Genomic DNA, 17,235 nt, shown 5'->3' with positions numbered 1-17,235 from the left:
GTACTCCCGAACTGGAGATGAATTGTCGAAATCGACGCCCGACGGGCGGCGACGGTCACTTCTTCAAGGCCCTGATCGCAAATTCGATAAGCTCGTCCGGCATCGCCCGATTCTCCTTGGCAAGACACTGGGCGACCATCTGCGGGTGACAGAGGGTAATGATGGCGGCGCCGAAACACCGCGAAGCGACTTCCGGGTCCTGGTCGGTAAACTCGCCGGCTGCGATCCCCTCGCTGATCACCTCCGCCACCAGGCTGCGGATTCTTTCGATATGCTTCTCGATGACGTGCCAATCGCGTTCGATGGCAACGACGACCATTTCGTGCACCTTCTCCTGGTCGAGCATGGTGTCGCGGGTCCACTGATGATGCGTCTGCACGTAGCGGCGAAGCTTTTCGCTGGCGGTTCCGGGACCATGGCAGGCGTCGTAGGTCAGTTGGTAGCAGGTGGCGAGCATGCGGCCGCAAACGGCTTGGTGGATCTCGACCTTCGACGCAAAGAAGCGGTAGATGTTGGCCGTCGACATGCCGAGTTCGCGCGCTATGTCAGCGACATTGGTCTTGCCGTAGCCGTAGTGGCGGAACAGGCGCTCGGCGCAATCGAGGATGCGCGCTATATTCTCCTGCCGGGCCGAGTCGGCCACCCTGTCGAGGGTATCATACATGTTGTTTCACTGGCTCATTACGAGTGACGAATTTTGAATTTCGTCACTCGTAATTCGAAATCAGCCTCCTGTCAACATGTGATATGTCCTCTTGGGGCGACTGGTGACATCTGTTGACACAACTTGGCCTGACCGGCGCACACAGCCGCTCCGCTGCGGACAGTACCAGGGAGAGGAGACCATGGGATGACCGTACTGCGCATTGTCACGAATATCGCAACCGACAGCATCCCGGATGTTCGGAAGTTCTATTCCGACCTGTTCGGGCTCGATGCCGTCATGGACCACGGGTGGCTCGTCACGCTGGCGTCCGGCGAAACAACCATCCCGCAGATCAGCATCGCCAGCGAGGGCGGCTCAGGCACGCCCGTGCCCGATCTGTCGATCGAAGTCGACGATGTCGACGAGGTGTATCTTCGCGCAAACGAGATCGGTTGCAGAGTGGTCTACGATTTGACCGACGAACCGTGGGGCGTAAGACGTTTCTTCATCGCCGACCCGACCGGCAAGCTGCTCAACGTGCTCTCGCATCTTCGATAAAGCCCGTCGCCTGAAAGGATTCATGTGACGCGCTTCAAATCTCTGTCTTTATGGATGTCGTTGTCCCAAAACCGCTGCGCACCTTTGGGCGAGCATTAGAAATCGTCTGCAATGCGGGACATTGGCGACCTTTCCAAACTTTCAGGCGAACGACTGAAACAGGCCTAATTGCGGTCATCGGAGGAAAACATGAGCAGAACAATCCCATTCCATTTCGTAGATGTCTTCGCGGTAGAGCCGCTGACGGGTAATTCACTTGCGGTGGTCGACGGCGGTGCCGAGTTGGCGCTCGAGCTCATGCAGAATATTGCACGTGAGTTCAACCAGTCCGAGACCACCTTTGTCCTGCCGCCGACCCGGGCCGACGCCGACTGGAAGTTGCGCTCTTTCACGCCCAAAGGCGTGGAGGTTTTCGGCTCAGGCGGCCACAACTCGTTAGGGGCTTGGTGGTGGCTCGCTGCAGCGGGGCGGCTCGATCTGGGCGATGGCCCAACATGGTTTCACCAACAGATCGGCGACTTGGTATATCCGTTGGCCATCTGGCAAAGCCAGGGGCGACCCGAAAAGATCACTATGCAGCAAGAAGCCCCAGTCGCCGGCCGGCAGCTCTTAAACGTTGACGCTCTTGCCAAGGCACTCGGTCTTGATACCGAAGAAATGGCGGCGGACGTCGTGCCTTGCCAGGTGGTCTCGACCGGAGCTGCCCATCTCCTGGTGCCGATCCGCGATCGCGAAGCAGTCGACCGGATTTCGCCTGATGCCAAACAGCTTCTCGACCTGCTCGAGGAGGCCGGCGGGGAAGGCTGCTACGTCTTCTCGCTCGATCCACGACAGCCCGGCACCACAGCGTATGCACGCTTTTTCAACCCGACTGTTGGCATTTCCGAGGATCCGGCAACCGGCACGGCGGCTGGTCCGCTCGCCGCGCATCTCGTTGCGCACGGTCTTGCACAGCCCGGCGTAATCCAGGTCGAGCAAGGCACGGCTCTCGGACGTACGAGCATCATTGAGGTCGAGGTGGATGCCAGTTCAGTGAGCATTTCCGGGCGCGGCATTGTGGTGGCGAGCGGGGCGTTTTCGATCTAGTCGAAGGTGGCAAATCCGGTGGCGCCTAGGCAGCGAACCTGCGCCCGCCCACAAGGTCGTCGCAACAGGTGGAGCCCCGCCATTTGGGCCGGCTATGCGGATGACGTGGTCTGCCACTCGCCTTCGATCGGGATTCGCTTAGGGAGCCTCTGTGTTCAATCTGTTCAGGCTTTCGCCCAGTACGACAAGGGCGATGCCTAGCAGCGCGATGTCCTTGATCAGGAACTGACCGAGGGGACCGAGCGCGGGAAAGCCCAGCGCAGGCTCCCAGATCGGCAGGACAACCATTATCGAACAAGTGACCGGGAAAATCAGGGCGGCCAAGGCCCCGCCGGCCACACCGGCGCGCGCCGACCAGGGGCAGGCAATCAGGAGAAGCGCGGTCGCGATCTCGACGACGCCAAGCACATAAGAGGCACCGGCTTCACCAAATGCCGGATACATCCAGGCGAGCCAAGGCGTGCCGCCGATCAGCGGCCTCAACGCCTCGATCTCAACAGAGGTGAACTTCATTCCGCCGATCATGAGAAGCGGCAGTATGGCCCCGGTCAGGGCGACGATCCGTCCGGCTTTCCTGACCGTGGCGACTTTTCGCGCCCATGGCCGAGGCAGGGCCTCGTCTTGACCTTCAGGCTCTGATGTTCCGAGAACCGGCATGAGTTCCTCCTCCAACCGCCAATTGCACCAACCGATCTTGTCCTTGGTGGCATGATCTTATCCCTTGTCCCTAGCGGCTGGCCAATCGCCGCCGCTGTCACGGTCGCTCGATCACTCCGATGCGCTGCTCAGTCCGGCTTGTAAGGGTACGAATGATGCTCGTGAGCGATAATCCAAAGGTCACCTTCCTTCCGTAGCCCGACGGTAAGCCGGAGGCGGGTTGCCGGGTCCTTTTCAAGCTCTTCGCTGGTGCCGCACCTCAGCAATGCGGTTGCAAAAGCAACCCGGTCGCCCGCCGTGACATCCAGCTGCTCGATCGCGAAAACGCCGCCCTGCTTGAAGTGCTCGAAGAACGGACCCCAGCTATCCCGGTAGGCCTCAATTCCAGTGAGTTCGTTCGGAGGTGGAACATCGAACATCAGAAGGTCCGTCGCATGATCCGCAACGATTTTCTCCAGGTCTTGCTGCTGCACGGCGTTCGCCCAACGCTCGATTAGCGCCTGGATGTGTGCCTCGGCGTCGCGCTGCGTGTTCTCCATTGGGATTCTCCTCACGCTAGATATTCTTCCGTCGAGTTGGTTCTGTATCGAGGACGATCGGGAGGTGCTCGATCCGACACTGAGTGATCTTTTTTGCTCCGTTCAGCCGATCCGGCTGCTGCGGGGGCATGTTCTTGAGTGTCGGCTTGGGGTGAAGCGTTCAACTTCCCGTAGGTCGCGAGATCGAATGGGCGCACGACGAATCCGGCCCCTGGCCCGAGCGGCTGATTGCGGACACCGGCTACGGCTTCGCAGAGATGCTGAACTGGCCGGTGCATGAGCGCGGAATCGAGCCGTATATTCCGGTGTTCGACAAGTCCAAACGCAAGGGACGGCACCTTTTCGCGCGAGGATTCCGCCTGGGCTAGGCTTCCTTCGCCGTCTCCCTCAGCCTGAACTTCTGGATCTTGCCGGTCGAGGTCTTCGGGATCTCGGCGAAGATCACCGCTTTCGGCACCTTGAAGCGGGCGAGCAGTGCGCGGCAGTGGTCGATGATCTCGGCCTCGGTCGCCGTCTTGCCCGGCTTCAGTTCGACATAGGCGACCGGCACTTCGCCCCATTTGTCGTCGGGCCTGGCGACGACGCCGCAGGAGGCGACGGCCGGAAGCTTGTAGAGCGCTTCCTCGACCTCGATCGAGGAGATGTTCTCGCCACCGGAAATGATGATGTCCTTGGAGCGGTCCTTGAGCTGGATGTAGCCATCGGCATGCATGACGCCGAGGTCGCCCGAATGGAACCAGCCGCCGGCGAAGGCCTCGTCGCTCGCCTTGCGGTTCTTCAGATAGCCTTTCATAACGATGTTGCCGCGGAACATGACCTCGCCGAGTGTCTCGCCGTCGGCCGGTGTCTTCTCCATCGTCTCGGGGTCCATCACCGTCAGATCCTCGAGCGCGGCATAGCGCACGCCCTGCCTGGCTTTCCTCGCCGCCTTGAGACCCTTTTCGAGCCCGTCCCACTCGCCATGCCATTCGTTGACCACCGCCGGGCCATAGGTTTCCGTCAGGCCATAGAGATGGGTGACGCCAAAGCCCGCATCGGCCATGCCCGACAGCACGGCTTCCGGCGGCGGCGCCGCGGCCGTGTTGAAGGTGACGGTCTGCGGAAATTGCCGCTTGTCCTCATCCCTGGCGTTGATCAGCACCGACATCACCACCGGTGCGCCGCACAGATGGGTGACGCCGTGATCGGCAATGGCGTCGTAGATCGGCTTTGGCCGCACCCAGCGCAGGCAGACATGGGTGCCTGCCTGTACCGCCAGCGTCCACGGAAAGCACCAGCCGTTGCAGTGGAACATCGGCAGCGTCCACAGATAGACCGCGTGCTTGCCCATGCCGGCATGGATGGTGTTGGCGTAGGCCATCAGTGCGGCACCGCGGTGGTGATAGACGACGCCCTTGGGGTTGCCGGTGGTGCCGGACGTATAGTTGAGCGAGATAGCGTCCCATTCGTCGTCGGGCATCGACCAGGCGAAATCGTCGTCGCCGCCCCCGACAAAGTCCTCGTAGTCTGATGTGCCGATCCGCTCGCCTTTCGGATAGGGAGCGTCGGGGGCGTATTCTGGATCGTCATAGTCGATGACCAGCGGCTTCACCTTGGCCAGCGCCAAGGCCTCGCTGACGACATTTGCGAATTCGCGATCGACGACAAGCACCTTGGTCTCGGCATGGTCGAGCTGGAAGGCGATGACCGCGGCATCGAGGCGGGTATTGAGCGAATGCAGCACCGCCTTGGTCATCGGCACGCCGAAATGCGCTTCCAGCATCGGCGGCGTGTTGGACAGCATGACGGTGACGGTGTCGCCCTTGCCGATGCCGCGTTTTTGCAGCGCCGAGGCAAGCTTCAGCGACCGCCGCCAGAAATCGCGATACGTCGTGCGCTGGCGGCCATGGATGATGGCGACATGGTCGGGAAAGGTCTTTGCCGCCCGCTCCAGATAGCTGAGCGGCGTCAGCGGCTGGTGGTTGGCTGGATTCCTGTTGAGATCCTGTTCGTAGGGATTGCCCATCCCGTCCTCCCCTGGCGCATGGCCCCGAAAATCGGAATCGATTTTCGCTGGGGATCATGCGCAAGATCTAAGTGTTACAGCGTCCTTTGCGCGTCCAAAAGGACGCGGCGCTGTAATGTCTGATCGACAACTTCTACCCATTGGCTTTCGGCCCGTCACTACCAACGATGCCACGATAGAGCACATTTGGCACAGTGATGATCTAGATTCAGCGAGCAAAAGGGCATCGTTTGCCCTTGCCTGGTTTGACTTTTGTCGAGAGCCGTGAATAATGTCAGCGAGGAGATGGCATGGCGATCCGACCGGCAGAACAGCTTATTCACAAGGCCGCCTGGCTCTACTATGCCCACGGCCTGCGCCAGGACCAGGTTGCCAGCCAGCTCAAGATTTCCCGAGCCTCGGTCGCCATGTATCTGCGCAAGGCGCGCGAGACCGGCATCGTCAACATCTCGACCTCGACGCAGCTTTTCACCGACGACGTCATGGCACGCAAGCTCGAAGACGCGTTGAAGCTCGACACCGTCTGGATCGCGCCGGAAAACGGCCATGTCGCCGATCCCTCGATCGACATTGCTGTGCTGGCGGCCAGCGTTTTTCTCGAGCTGGTCAAGAAGGGCGACCGCATCGGTGTCGCCTGGGGGCGGACCGTCTACACGATCGCCGACATCATGTCCTATGCCGATCTGCAGGATGTCACCGTGGTGCAGCTCTGCGGCAATCTCGGAGCCCCCTATTCATACCGGCCCGACCAATGCACCATGGAGATCGCGCGCCGGCTCAACGCCAAGGGGCTCAATTTCTATGCGCCGCTGGTGCTGACGACGGAGGAGCTGGCGCGCGGCCTGCGCGCCGAGCCGGTGATCCGCAAGCAGTTGTCGGGCATCAGTGAATGCGACCTGGCGCTGTATTCGGTCGGCACCGTCGATGCCGACAGCCATGTCGTCAAATGCGGCGCGCTGACGACGAGCGAAATGGATGTGCTGCGCCGTGCCGGCGCTGCCGGCGTCATCGCCGGGCAGATCATTGACGCGCAAGGCAAGGCGCTCGACTGCAGCTACAACCGGCGGATCATTTCGGCGGAGCTGTCATCGCTGCGCAAGATCGAAAAGCGCCTTGTGGTGGTGCAGGAGGACAGCAAGTTCGAACCGCTGGTGGCGGCGATCGCGGGTGGGCTGTGCACACATCTCGTGGTCGGCGCACGGATGGCGCGGCGGCTGCTCGACCTTGCCGGACCGGCGGCGGAAAAGGTCGCTTAGAGAAGACAATTACCGCTGCGCCTTGTCATCAAGGCGTCGCGGCTTTCCTGTTTCACAATAAAAGCAAATCGGACGAAATGAACATGAAGAACCTGTGGAATGACGGCGACGCGGAGAAGCTGGTTGCCGACTATGCAAAGAAGAGTGTTGCCCGCGACCTGGCGCTGCGCGTCTATACGACCAGGCTTCTGGGTGGCGAACCGCGGCTTGTCCTGCATGGCGGCGGCAACACATCCTGCAAGACGAAAGCTGTCGACCTCGTCGGCGACGAATGGGACGTGCTCTGCGTCAAGGGCAGTGGCTGGGACATGGGCGTCATCGAGCCGCAGGGCCTGCCGGCGGTCAAGCTCGGCGCCCTGCTCAAGGCGCGATCGCTCGAGAAACTCTCCGATGAGGACATGGTCGCCCTGCAGCGGGTGAACCTCATCGACCCGTCTTCACCCAATCCTTCGGTCGAGACGCTGCTGCACGCCTTCCTGCCGCATAAATTCGTCGACCACACGCACTCGACCGCCGTTCTGGCCATCGTCGACCAGGACGACAGCGAGGCGCTGAGCGAGAAGGTCTTCGGCAGCAAGATGGGGTTCGTGCCCTACATCATGCCGGGCTTCGACCTGGCGAAGGCGGCGGCCGATGTCTTCGATGCCGACCCGACGGTCGAGGGCCTGATCCTCGACAAGCACGGCGTCTTCACCTTTGGCGACGATGCCAAACAGGCCTACGACCGAATGATCCATTATGTGAACGTCGCCGAGGATTTCATCGCCAGCCACGGCAAGCCGCGCACCGAGAAAGCAGCCTTGCCGGCCAGGCTGGCGAAGCCTGCGCAGATTGCGCCGATGCTGCGCGGAGCGGTGGCCGTTGCGCGTGGCGAAGGGCGCTTCGACCGCATGATCAGCGATTTCCGCACGTCGGACACGATCGTCGATTTCATCAATTCGGCCAGGATTGCCGACTATGCCGGGCGCGGCGTGTCGACGCCCGACCTGTCGATCCGCATCAAGACCGGACCGATGGCGCTTCCGGCACCCGACGTAGAGAAGATCGGTGACTACAAGTCCGTCATCCGCAGCCACGTCGAGCAATTCGCCAGGGACTATCGCGCCTATTTCGAAAGCAATGACGCACTCGATGATGTGAAGCGCACGATGCTCGACCAGATGCCGCGGCTGACGCTGGTGCCGGGCCTCGGCATGTTCGGCCATGGTCGCACACTGAAGGATGCGAAGATCGCCTCCGATGTCGGCGAAATGTGGATCGAGGCGGTGCGCGGCGCCGAAGCGGTCGGCGATTTCCGCCCGCTCTCCAAAGCCGACCTGTTCCCGCTCGAATACTGGTCGCTGGAACAGGCCAAGCTCGCCTCCAACAAGCCGAAGCCGCTGACCGGTCAGGTGGTGCTGGTCACCGGCGGCGCCGGCGCGATCGGTACCGCCACGGCAAAGCTGTTCGCCGACAATGGCGCCCATGCCGTCGTCGTCGATCTCGACGCGTCAAGGGCTGCCGAGGCGGCAAAAAAGGCCGGCAACGGTTCGATCGGCATCGGTGCCGACATCACCGATCCGGGTGAGATGCGCGCTGCGTTCGACAGAGCGGTCGCCGTCTATGGCGGCCTCGACATCCTCGTCTCGAATGCCGGTGCGGCCTGGGAAGGCCGGATCGGCGAGCTCGACGACGCCACCTTGCGCAAGAGCTTCGAGCTCAATTTCTTCGCCCACCAGTCGGCGGCGCAGAACGCTGTGCGCATCATGCTCGAACAGGGCACTGGTGGCGTGCTTCTGTTCAACACCTCCAAGCAGGCGATCAATCCGGGGCCGAAGTTCGGCGCCTATGGCATCCCGAAAGCGGCGACGCTGTTCCTGTCCAGGCAATATGCCCTCGACTACGGCGCCCATGGCATCCGTTCGAACGCCGTCAATGCCGACCGCATCCGTTCAGGGCTGCTGACAGACGCCATGATCGCCAGCCGTTCGGGCGCGCGCGGCGTATCGGAGAAGGAATACATGTCCGGCAACCTGCTCGGGCAGGAAGTGACGGCAGAGGACGTGGCACAGGCCTTCCTGCATCAGGCGCTGGCCGAGCGGACCACCGCCGATGTGACGACGGTGGACGGCGGCAACATCGCCGCGGCGCTGCGGTAGACTTAAGAACAGTCCAGACACAAAAGAGCGGCCCGAAAGCCGCTCTTTTCTTGTGCCTGCGATGAAGCGCTATTTGGCGTTCGGGTTCGGCATCCAGGCCGGCATCGCGACATCGGCATGGGCGAACTGCGGCAGCTTGGCCGAAAGGTCCTCCATGTTCTTGATGTCCTTGTCGAGCAAATCCTTCTGGGTGATCAGCGTCGGCGGCACGATGACGTTTTGGCCGGGGTCCTCGCCGGCCAAAAGCTGCGCCAGCGCGCGCACCGAAACCTGGCCGACGACGGCCGGATTGGTCGCCGCGGTTGCCGCCCAGGCGCTGTCGGGCTCACGCATCGCTGATATGTCGGAGGTCGAGATGTCGGCCGAATAGATCTTGATGTCCTGGGACAGACCGGCCTCGTCGACGGCGATCTTCACGCCCTTGGCGAATTCGTCATAGGGCGCGAACATCACCTTGATGTCGGGGTTGGCCGACAGCACCGAGCGAGCCTGGTTGGCGACGGAATTGGCGATCGGATTGTCGAGCGTGCCGAACATGGCTGCTTCGTTGATGCCGGCATATTTCTTCTTGAAGTCGACCCAGGTCTCGTTGCGGCGGTCGAGCGGCGCGATGCCGGCGACATAGACGTAGCCGGCCTTCCAGCTCTCGCCATTGTCCTTGATCGCCTGTTCGAGCGCGAGGCGTGCAAGGTCGCGGTCGGACTGCTCGATCTGCGGTATTTTGGGGTTTTCGACATTGACGTCGAAGGCGACGACCTTGATGCCGGCGTCGACCGCGCGCTGGGCGGCTTCCTTCATCGATTCCGTCAGTCCGTGCTGGATGATGATGCCTTGGACGCCGAGCGCGATGGCCTGGTCGACCATGTCCGCTTGGAGGGCTGCGTCCTGACGGCTGTCGAGGACGCGCAGATCGACGCCGAGCGCCTTGGCCTGTACCTCGACGCCGGACAGATAAGCCTGGAAGAAGTCGCCGGTCGAGAGATAGCGGACCAGCGCGATCTTGACGGCGCCGGGCTTGTCGAACGGCGCCGGCTTGTCCTGCGCCATCGCCGGCACCTGCATCAGCAGCGCGGCGCCGGCAAGCCCGAGCGCCGCCTTCCCCAATAGTCTTCTTGTGATCGTCATGTTGTTTCCTCCACTTGTTGAACTCAAATTTCAGCCGGTCGAAATCCTATCTGTCGAAATCCTATCGCTGGCCCCTGCCGGAAAGGGCGAAGGTGAAGACCAGGGCAACCACGAGAACCACGCCCTTGATGAAATCCTGCGTGTAGTAGGGCGCGTTCATCATCGTCAGGCCCTGCAGCAGCACGCCGACAAACACCGCACCGACAGCTGTGCCGAAGGCGTTCGGCTTGGCGGCCCCGAGGACCGCGTAGCCGATGAGCGCCGCAGCCACTGCGTCGAGCAGGAGATTATTACCTGAGGCGATGTCGCCGCGTCCAAGCCGGGCCGCGAGCAAAATGCCCCCAATCGAGGCAAAAACCCCTGAAATAACGTAGGCCCAGATTTTATATGCCTTGACAGGTGCGCCGGCGAGCTCGGCAGCCCGCTCGTTGCTGCCGACCGCATACATCATGCGTCCGAAACGCGTGTATTCGAGAAAGAACCAGATCAGCACCGCAAGCACGAGCAGGACGACGACCGACACAGGAATGAGGTTGGGGATGAAGAAATCGAAGCGGTGACGGCCGAGTGCCAGGAAGCCGGCGCCGAACGTGCCGTTGGCGACCGAGCCGTTGGGCATCGTCATGCCGGTGGCGATCGAGCGGCCTTCGGTCGGAATGCGCTGCAAGCCGACGAGCAGGAACATCATGCCGAGTGTCGCCAGGAGGTCCGGCACGCGCATGTAGACGATCAGCCAGCCATTGATGAGGCCGACAACGGCGCCGATCAGGAGACAGGCGACGACCGCGACGACGGCGTTCTGCTCCAGCACCACCATGACATAGGCGGCCGCCATCATCGCACTGGTGGCGACCGAGCCGATCGAGAGGTCGAAGCCGCCAACGACCAAGGTGGCGGTGACGCCGAGCGCCAGCACGCCGGTGATGGCGACCGACTGGAAGATGAACACCGCACTCTGCGGCGAGACGAAGCCATCGGCGGCGATGGCGAAATAGCCGATCAACCCGAACAGCAGGACGATGAAGCCATAGCGGATGGCATGGTCACGCGCGGCTGCCATCCTTACCCAACCCGAACTCATGCCCTCTCCATTCCACGTCCCATTATTGCCCGCCCTCACGCCGCGCTGTGCAGCGGCCCGCCCGCCACTTCGGCCAGCAGGCGCTCGAGATCGATGTCGGCGTTGCGATGTTCACCGACGATTGTCTGCTCCGACATGACCAGGATGCGGTCGGCGGTCTCCACCGCTTCGTCCAGTTCGGTGACGAACAGCAGCGTCGCACGGCCGTTCGCGCTCGCCCGCAGCTTGGCTGCGATATCGCGCCTGGCGGAAATGTCGACACCCTGAAAAGGCTCGTCCAGAATGAACAGTTTCGCCGCCTGCGACATCCAGCGGGCAACCATCACCTTCTGCTGATTGCCGCCGGAAAGGGCCGACATTTCGTCCTTCTCCGAGCGGCATATGATGCCCAACTCCTGGATTTGCCGGCGGGCGGTGGCGCGCTCGATGCGGCGCTTGAGAATACCGAGACGCGACATCCGCTTGTGGAACGGCAGGCTGATGTTTTCCTGGATGTTGAAGTCGCCGACGATCCCGCTATCAGCCCGATCCTTGGCGACGAGAAACACGCCGGCGGCGATCGCCTCGCCTGTTGATTCCGGTGCATAGGGTTTTCCGTTCAGCACCATGGTCCCGGACAGCGGCTTGCGCACGCCAAACAGCGTCTCGGCGAGCGCGGTCTTGCCGACGCCGACGAGGCCGGTGATGGCAACGACCTCGCCATCGCCGAGCGTCATCGAGATCGGCCGGGCGCCTTGTGCGATGCGCAGCCCGTTGATTGTCATGACAGGCTTGGCCGAATTCCTCGCGACGATCCGGTCGAGGTGGATCTTGCGGCCGAGCATGGCGTTGACCGCGCCCTCATAGTCGAGCGGCTTGCGGTCGAAAGCGCCTGAGATGACACCGTCGCGCATCGAGACGATACGGTCGGCAAGCCGCCTGATATCCGACATGCGATGCGAGATGTAGAGAATTGCGACGCCCTGCTCGCGAAGCCTGTCGAGCAGCGCGAAAAGCCGGTCGGCCTCGGCGCTGGACAAAGAGGAGGTCGGCTCGTCGAGGATCAGCACTTTCGGCTGGCGCGCCATGGCGCGGGCTATCGCCACCATCTGGCGGTCGGCCAACGAGAGATCGCTGATTCTAGCTTTCAGGTCGATGACCAGCCCCATGCGATCGGCAACCGCCTTCGCCTCGCGGCGCACCCGGCCTGGATTGAACAGCGTCGGCGCGCCGCTGCCGCTCAGCCTGTCGAGCGTCAGATTGGTGGCGACGTCGAGATCGGCGACGACACCGTCATTGATGTTCTGATGGACGGTGACGACACCGGCGCGGATCGCCTCCGCCGGCGTGTTTGGCGCGAAGTCCTGGGGTGCGAAGTCTTGGCCGGCAAGCTGCATCGTGCCGCCACCGCGCTCGTAGACGCCGCTGATGATCTTGACGAGGGTGGATTTTCCGGCGCCGTTGGCGCCCATCAGCACGGTCACTTCGCCGGCATGCAAATCGAGCGAGACGCCGCCCAGCACCTCGATAGGGCCGAAGGATTTCCTCAGGCCGTCCACGCGGAACACGGCATCATTGCCCATTCGTTCCTCCCTGACCGTGACGCTATGAGCTACGTCAGCAATTGTCAATACGATTGACAATTGCCAGAGGGCTTCCTAGCTTGGCCCAACCGCCACGGCTCCATTATGATTGGCAGCGTATAAGACGGGAGGGTGAGGATGACTGGGAAATTGCCGTTCGAAGCGCTGTCGGTCGAGACCTTGTCGGCACGTCTCGGCGCCAACGAGCCGCTGTGTTCGCGCATAGGCAAGGACACAAGCTGCTGGAAGGTCCGCGAGGTCGGCGACGGCAATCTGAACCTGGTCTTCATCGTCGAGGGCGCAACGGGTGCTGCCATCGTCAAGCAGGCCCTGCCCTATGTCCGCCTGGTCGGCGACAGCTGGCCGCTGCCGCTGAAGCGCTCCTTCTTCGAGTATCACGCGCTGACACGGCAGGAGGCACGAGCGCCCGGTTCGGTGCCTGATATCTATCACTTCGACGAAGGCCAGGCGCTGATCATCATGGAGTACCTGTCGCCGCATATCATCCTGCGGCGCGCGCTGATCGAAGGCCGCCAGCTACCCAACATCGCCAAGGACATCGGCCTGTTCATGGCTCGCACCCTGTTCCGCGGCTCCGATCTGCATATGGCGACCAAGGACCGCAAGGCCGATCTGGCGCTGTTCGCCGACAATGTCGAGCTTTGCAACATCACCGAGAACCTGGTTTTCTCGGATCCGTATTTCGATGCCAAGATGAACCGGCATACGAGCCCGCAGCTCGATCGCTACGTCGCGGAGTTGCGCGCCGACCGTGACCTCAAGGTCGAGGCGCAGCGGCTGAAGCACATCTTCGCGGCCAATGCGGAGACGCTGCTGCATGGCGACCTGCATTCCGGCTCGATCATGGTCACCGACGACGAAACGCGGATGATCGATCCCGAATTCGCTTTCTACGGCCCGATCGCCTTTGACGTCGGCATGCTGCTCGCCAATTTCTGGATGGCCTTCTTCTCGCAGCGCGGACATGAGCAGAACGGAAAGCGCGACGCCATGCGCGCCTATCTGCTCGACGTCACGGTCGAGACATGGTCGGTGTTCCGCACCGAGTTCTCGCATCTGTGGCGAACCGAGCGCACCGGCATTCTCTACCAGAAGAGCCTGTTCGAGGATCAGGGCGACAGGCTTGGCGCCGAACAGGCGCTCGACCACATGCTGCATCAGGTCTGGACCGACATGCTGGGCTTTGCCGGCGTCGAGGTGCACCGGCGCATTCTGGGCCTCGCGCACAACGCCGATTTCGAGACCATTGCCGACGAGGATCTGCGCGCCACATGTGAAGCCAAGGCGCTGAAATTCGGCCGTCACATCGCCGTCAACCGGCGCCAGATTCACAGCATCGACGAGGTCAACACGCTGGCCGCGCTGATCGAACGGGAGAGCAGCATTTGAACGTCGGCGACCGCCACTATCGCACCATCTGGCTGAGCGACGACGGGCGTTCGGTGGAGATCATCGACCAGCGCTGGCTGCCGCATGATTTCCGCGTGGAAAAGGTCGGCACCGTTGCCGGCATCGCGACGGCGATCCGCGACATGTGGGTGCGCGGCGCGCCGCTGATCGGCGTCACCGCCGCCTATGGCGTCGCCATGCAGATGGCAGACGACCCGTCGGATGCGGCACTCGACGGCGTCTGGGAGGTCTTGCACGAAACGCGCCCGACCGCGATCAATCTGCGCTGGGCGCTCGATGAAATGCGAAACGTCTTGCGGCCGCTTCCGCTGGGGCAACGCACTGACGCCGCCTATCGGCGCGCCGGCGAAATCGCCGACGAGGATGTCGGCCTCAACCGCGCCATCGGCGTCAACGGGCTTGAAATCATCAAGGAGATCGCGGCCCGCAAGCAGCCGGGCGAGCCGGTCAACATCCTCACCCACTGCAATGCCGGCTGGCTGGCCACCGTCGACTACGGCACCGCCACCGCGCCGATCTACCTGGCTGCCGAAGCGGGCATTCCCGTCCACGTCTATGTCGACGAAACCCGCCCGCGCAACCAGGGCGCCCAGTTGACCGCATGGGAGATGGCCGGCCACGGCGTGCCGCATACGCTGATCGTCGACAATGCCGGCGGCCATCTGATGCAGCGCGGCCAGATCGACATGGTCATCGTCGGCACCGACCGTACTACCGCCGACGGCGATGTCTGCAACAAGATCGGCACCTATCTGAAGGCGCTGGCCGCGGCCGACAATGACGTGCCGTTCTATGTCGCGCTGCCCTCGCCGACCATCGACTGGACGGTGGGTGACGGTCTGGCAGAAATCCCGATCGAACAGCGCTCCAGCGACGAGGTCTCGCTGGTCTGGGGCAAGAGTGCGAATGGCGAGATCGCGCAGGTCCGCATCTCGCCGGAGACGACGCCCGCCGCAAACCCAGCCTTCGACGTGACGCCGGCGCGGCTGGTCACCGGATTGATCACCGAACGCGGCGTCGCCAAGGCGTCGCGCGACAGCCTGAAGGCGATGTTTCCCGGACGCGGCTGACCCGGCTTCCACGGATACTGCTGAAGCGGTTGGCAGCGGACCGGTTCCCGGAAAGGCCCGCCCTCGCGGGCGATACGGAAGAGCTGCGTCTGCAGGACTCGGGCATTCTGACGTGGATCCATCCTTATGATCTGACAAGGCCGCTACCAGCCGGTGCAGCCAGCCGTGCGAGACTGCGCCAATGGATTGGCCTTCTTGAACTGGTCATCCAATTCGGATTGCCAAGCCATGGTAGTGTGATTATACCAGTTACTAAGGTGACGATCGGCAGGGCCATCGTTCGAGAAGGAGTGACGACGAGATGACAACGATTGCGCTGTTTGGTGCCGGCGGGAAAATGGGTTACCGGCTGTCGACCAATTTTCGCGGCTCCCCCTACGCGATACGCCATGTCGAGGTCAGCGACGCCGGCCGCGAGCGGCTGAAGACGGGGCTGGGCATCGACGCGGTCAGCGCCGATCAAGCCCTGGATGGCGCCGAAGTGGTGATCCTGGCGGTTCCCGACACGCATATCGGCAAGGTGGCGGCCAGCATCGAGGGCAAGCTTGCTTCCGGCACCATGGTGGTCGTGCTCGATGCCGCAGCGCCTTTCGCCGGCCATTTGCCGAAGCGGCCGGACCTGACCTATTTCGTCACCCATCCCTGCCATCCGCCGATCTTCAACGACGAGACCGACATAGCGGCCAAAAAGGACTATTTCGGCGGCGTCAAGGCCAAGCAGCATATGGTCAGCGCGCTGATGCAAGGGCCGGAGGAAGATTTCGCCAAGGGCGAAGCGATCGCCAAGATCATCTGGGCTCCGGTCATGCGGTCGCATCGCGTCACGGTCGAGCAGATGGCGCTGCTCGAGCCCGGCCTTTCGGAGACTGTCTGCGCCTCGCTGCTCGTCGTCATGAAGGAAGCGGTCGACGAAGTCGTCGCGCGCGGGGTTGATCAGCAGGCCGCTCTCGATTTCCTGCTTGGCCACATGAACGTGCTCGGCGCCGTCATCTTCGGTGAAACCAAGGGTGTGTTCTCCGACGCCTGCAACAAGGCCATCGAGTTCGGCAAGCCGGTGCTGATGCGCGACGACTGGAAGCGGGTCTTCGAGCCTGAGGAGATCGCTGCCAGCATCCAGCGCATTACCTGAGGCGGGAGTAACGGAAAATCATGGAAGCATTTTGAGCCGCCCGCCCCGGGCGGCTTTCTATTTGATTGATTTGCACCCTCAACAATGCGGTTGTGGCCCGGCATCGAGGGGGGCAATCTCATGCAACGATGGCCCATCCTGACTGTATTCTCGCGCTACCCTTTGCGTGACAGGCGCGTCCTATGTCACTGCGGTGACCCTGCCCGCCGCATCGAGGCGACAATCGACTCGCGCCTGCCGAACCTCGATGCCGCCTTGTCTTGCGTAGTGTATGCGCACCTCGATCCGCGCCATGAGTGCGCCCCGACGTTGCTGGCGTAACGGACCTGCGCTTACCGCGTGAACACGTACGGCACCAAGGAGCGTCGCAGCCGACGCGATCGCCGTGCGGCAGGTGCGAACCACAACGGGTGGGGTGCCGGGTTTCGCTTTCAGTGGCGCCAGAAATCCCAACGGATAGCCTTTGGTGATCGGCGCCAACTCGACGCGACCAGTTTTCGAAGGCCTGAGCGCGCGTGGCAGGACGGCGGATAGTCTCGCGGCCTTGGCCTTAGCCATGGCTGGCGTGATGCCGGCAGTGCCGCTCGCGACTTGCCCAGAGCCCACGGTCGGGCCGCCTGGCGTACCTCCTGGAGCGGTGCCCAATCCGGACGAATGGTCGCCCACACCGACACTTGTAGACAGGCCCCCGCTTGCGCCGCCGAGGTCGCCGCTAACGCCAAGTCCGGCGCCGAGTGATCCGCCGCCCGCGCTGACCGATCCGCCAAGGCTTGCTCCTCCTACTCCGTCGACGCTCGCACCACCCGTCACAGAGGCGCCTTTCGAGCCGACGCTCACACCAGCACTGACCCCGATACCGCCAACTTTACCGCCAAGCCCCGCTTCAAGAGCCGAAGCAGGACCAATAGCGATCGCGATTGTCAATGCGGCTGCGACGTATTTATTCATTACC

The 17,235-nt window shown here is 62.5% G+C and carries 15 protein-coding genes and 1 pseudogene; 8 read left to right on the top strand and 8 right to left on the bottom strand.

Features of this window, described 5'->3' with window-relative positions; all coding sequences use genetic code 11:
- Positions 1-55: 55 nt before the first annotated feature.
- Positions 56-664, bottom strand: coding sequence for a TetR family transcriptional regulator (locus tag EJ066_RS15625; RefSeq protein WP_126039299.1), 609 nt, complete (start codon positions 662-664; stop codon positions 56-58).
- Positions 665-850: 186 nt separating this feature from the next.
- On the opposite strand from EJ066_RS15625, the gene EJ066_RS15620 reads away from it, so the two are divergent.
- Complete coding sequence (locus EJ066_RS15620; RefSeq protein WP_126039297.1) at positions 851-1,204, top strand: VOC family protein; 354 nt, start codon at positions 851-853, stop codon at positions 1,202-1,204.
- A gap of 189 nt (positions 1,205-1,393) precedes the next feature.
- Positions 1,394-2,290 (top strand): PhzF family phenazine biosynthesis protein, encoded by an 897-nt coding sequence (locus tag EJ066_RS15615; protein ID WP_126039294.1) that lies wholly within the window; start codon positions 1,394-1,396, stop codon positions 2,288-2,290.
- Between the two features lie 138 nt (positions 2,291-2,428).
- Here the strand turns inward: EJ066_RS15615 and EJ066_RS15610 are convergent, their stop codons facing one another.
- Positions 2,429-2,947, bottom strand: a complete 519-nt coding sequence (locus EJ066_RS15610) for a DUF417 family protein (protein WP_126039291.1) — start codon at positions 2,945-2,947, stop codon at positions 2,429-2,431.
- A 128-nt stretch (positions 2,948-3,075) separates the two neighbouring features.
- Positions 3,076-3,486, bottom strand: a complete 411-nt coding sequence (locus tag EJ066_RS15605; protein WP_126039288.1) for an SgcJ/EcaC family oxidoreductase — start codon at positions 3,484-3,486, stop codon at positions 3,076-3,078.
- A gap of 212 nt (positions 3,487-3,698) precedes the next feature.
- Between EJ066_RS15605 and EJ066_RS15600 the strand changes: the two are divergent.
- A pseudogene (locus tag EJ066_RS15600) lies at positions 3,699-3,840 on the top strand (IS5/IS1182 family transposase); the annotation flags it as partial.
- 10 nt (positions 3,841-3,850) lie between these two features.
- On the opposite strand, the gene EJ066_RS15595 reads toward EJ066_RS15600, so the two are convergent.
- Positions 3,851-5,491, bottom strand: coding sequence for an acyl-CoA synthetase (locus tag EJ066_RS15595; RefSeq protein ID WP_126039285.1), 1,641 nt, complete (start codon positions 5,489-5,491; stop codon positions 3,851-3,853).
- Positions 5,492-5,781: 290 nt separating this feature from the next.
- On the opposite strand from EJ066_RS15595, the gene EJ066_RS15590 reads away from it, so the two are divergent.
- Positions 5,782-6,747 (top strand): sugar-binding transcriptional regulator, encoded by a 966-nt coding sequence (locus tag EJ066_RS15590; RefSeq protein ID WP_126039282.1) that lies wholly within the window; start codon positions 5,782-5,784, stop codon positions 6,745-6,747.
- Between the two features lie 83 nt (positions 6,748-6,830).
- Positions 6,831-8,885, top strand: coding sequence for a bifunctional aldolase/short-chain dehydrogenase (locus EJ066_RS15585; RefSeq protein WP_126043902.1), 2,055 nt, complete (start codon positions 6,831-6,833; stop codon positions 8,883-8,885).
- Between the two features lie 69 nt (positions 8,886-8,954).
- On the opposite strand, the gene EJ066_RS15580 is transcribed toward EJ066_RS15585, so the two are convergent.
- The 3 genes from EJ066_RS15580 to EJ066_RS15570 form a co-directional block, all read right to left on the bottom strand.
- Complete coding sequence (locus EJ066_RS15580) at positions 8,955-10,010, bottom strand: substrate-binding domain-containing protein (protein WP_126039280.1); 1,056 nt, start codon at positions 10,008-10,010, stop codon at positions 8,955-8,957.
- Between the two features lie 61 nt (positions 10,011-10,071).
- On the bottom strand, positions 10,072-11,091 hold the full coding sequence (locus EJ066_RS15575; protein ID WP_245454897.1) for an ABC transporter permease: 1,020 nt from the start codon (positions 11,089-11,091) through the stop codon (positions 10,072-10,074).
- A 35-nt stretch (positions 11,092-11,126) separates the two neighbouring features.
- Positions 11,127-12,653: a sugar ABC transporter ATP-binding protein gene (locus EJ066_RS15570; RefSeq protein WP_126039277.1), complete on the bottom strand. Its 1,527-nt coding sequence runs from the start codon at positions 12,651-12,653 to the stop codon at positions 11,127-11,129.
- A 138-nt stretch (positions 12,654-12,791) separates the two neighbouring features.
- Here EJ066_RS15570 and mtnK point away from each other — a divergent pair, with 138 nt between their 5' ends.
- The 3 genes from mtnK (at position 12,792) to EJ066_RS15555 (ending at position 16,283) form a co-directional block, all read left to right on the top strand.
- Entirely contained in the window at positions 12,792-14,063 is a 1,272-nt protein-coding gene (gene mtnK / locus EJ066_RS15565) for an S-methyl-5-thioribose kinase (protein WP_126039274.1), read from the top strand.
- Positions 14,060-15,154, top strand: coding sequence for an S-methyl-5-thioribose-1-phosphate isomerase (gene mtnA, locus EJ066_RS15560; RefSeq protein ID WP_126039272.1), 1,095 nt, complete (start codon positions 14,060-14,062; stop codon positions 15,152-15,154). The genes mtnK and mtnA overlap by 4 nt, the downstream gene beginning before the upstream one ends.
- Positions 15,155-15,455: 301 nt before the next feature.
- Positions 15,456-16,283: a phosphogluconate dehydrogenase C-terminal domain-containing protein gene (locus EJ066_RS15555; protein WP_126039270.1), complete on the top strand. Its 828-nt coding sequence runs from the start codon at positions 15,456-15,458 to the stop codon at positions 16,281-16,283.
- Between the two features lie 180 nt (positions 16,284-16,463).
- Here the strand turns inward: EJ066_RS15555 and EJ066_RS15550 are convergent, their stop codons facing one another.
- A complete protein-coding gene (locus EJ066_RS15550) occupies positions 16,464-17,231 on the bottom strand; it encodes a hypothetical protein (protein ID WP_126039267.1) in 768 nt (255 codons plus the stop codon).
- Between the last annotated feature and the right edge of the window lie 4 nt (positions 17,232-17,235).

The organism is Mesorhizobium sp. M9A.F.Ca.ET.002.03.1.2 (assembly GCF_003952365.1).
Taxonomy (GTDB): domain Bacteria; phylum Pseudomonadota; class Alphaproteobacteria; order Rhizobiales; family Rhizobiaceae; genus Mesorhizobium.
The sequence above is the reverse complement of the archived record's forward strand: the minus strand, read 5'-3'. Positions and strand labels throughout refer to the sequence as shown.

Coding starts and splice junctions, on each gene's coding strand:
- EJ066_RS15605 (WP_126039288.1), bottom strand. CDS start 3,486: ATGGAGAACACGCAGCGCGACGCCGAGGCACACATCCAGGCGCTAATC.
- EJ066_RS15620 (WP_126039297.1), top strand. CDS start 851: ATGACCGTACTGCGCATTGTCACGAATATCGCAACCGACAGCATCCCG.
- EJ066_RS15610 (WP_126039291.1), bottom strand. CDS start 2,947: ATGCCGGTTCTCGGAACATCAGAGCCTGAAGGTCAAGACGAGGCCCTG.
- EJ066_RS15595 (WP_126039285.1), bottom strand. CDS start 5,491: ATGGGCAATCCCTACGAACAGGATCTCAACAGGAATCCAGCCAACCAC.
- EJ066_RS15625 (WP_126039299.1), bottom strand. CDS start 664: ATGTATGATACCCTCGACAGGGTGGCCGACTCGGCCCGGCAGGAGAAT.
- mtnK (WP_126039274.1), top strand. CDS start 12,792: ATGACTGGGAAATTGCCGTTCGAAGCGCTGTCGGTCGAGACCTTGTCG.
- EJ066_RS15590 (WP_126039282.1), top strand. CDS start 5,782: ATGGCGATCCGACCGGCAGAACAGCTTATTCACAAGGCCGCCTGGCTC.
- EJ066_RS15550 (WP_126039267.1), bottom strand. CDS start 17,231: ATGAATAAATACGTCGCAGCCGCATTGACAATCGCGATCGCTATTGGT.
- EJ066_RS15575 (WP_245454897.1), bottom strand. CDS start 11,091: ATGAGTTCGGGTTGGGTAAGGATGGCAGCCGCGCGTGACCATGCCATC.
- EJ066_RS15585 (WP_126043902.1), top strand. CDS start 6,831: ATGAAGAACCTGTGGAATGACGGCGACGCGGAGAAGCTGGTTGCCGAC.
- EJ066_RS15580 (WP_126039280.1), bottom strand. CDS start 10,010: ATGACGATCACAAGAAGACTATTGGGGAAGGCGGCGCTCGGGCTTGCC.
- EJ066_RS15570 (WP_126039277.1), bottom strand. CDS start 12,653: ATGGGCAATGATGCCGTGTTCCGCGTGGACGGCCTGAGGAAATCCTTC.
- EJ066_RS15615 (WP_126039294.1), top strand. CDS start 1,394: ATGAGCAGAACAATCCCATTCCATTTCGTAGATGTCTTCGCGGTAGAG.
- EJ066_RS15555 (WP_126039270.1), top strand. CDS start 15,456: ATGACAACGATTGCGCTGTTTGGTGCCGGCGGGAAAATGGGTTACCGG.